The organism is Pseudomonas sp. GW823-FHT03E05 (assembly GCF_058796855.1).
Genome location: NZ_JBXAJB010000014.1, coordinates 1 through 505 on the forward strand (window position 1 = coordinate 1; position 505 = coordinate 505).

The 505-nt window shown below is 45.0% G+C and carries 1 pseudogene; it reads right to left on the minus strand.

The annotated features are described in order from the left end of the window. Positions 1 to 240 precede the first annotated feature (240 nt). Positions 241 to 505: pseudogene (locus tag AC1RCO_RS31160) on the minus strand (hypothetical protein); the annotation flags it as partial.

The following is a 505-nucleotide window of genomic DNA, read 5'->3' on the forward strand; positions in this document are numbered from 1 at the left end:
CACTTCCGGCGCAGTCGAAACGGAAAACTCCTTGAGATTCAACGAGTTACGCAGTTTTCGATAGCGGTTACGCTTCAGTTCATCGAAGCCAGAAGCAGTTGGTAAGGCAGTCAGTTTTCGCCTTATTAACGATTCGATCCTCTCGGTCGAAAGCGGTTGAAAAGAGGTGTTGACAGCAGCGTGTAACGCTGTAGAATTCGCCTCCCGCTAACGAGAGATCGGAAGCGCAAGTGGTTGAAGTTAAAAAGGAAACTTTGAAAACTTCTTAAAAAAATCACTTGACAGCAAATGAGGCTGCTGTAGAATGCGCGCCTCGGTTGAGACGAAAGATCTTAACCAACCGCTCTTTAACAACTGAATCAAGCAATTCGTGTGGGTGCTTGTGGAGTCAGACTGATAGTCAAAAAGATTATCAGCATCACAAGTTGCTCCGCGAGAAATCAAAGATGTAACCAACGATTGCTGAGCCAAGTTTAGGGTTTTCTCAAAACCCAAAGATGTTTGA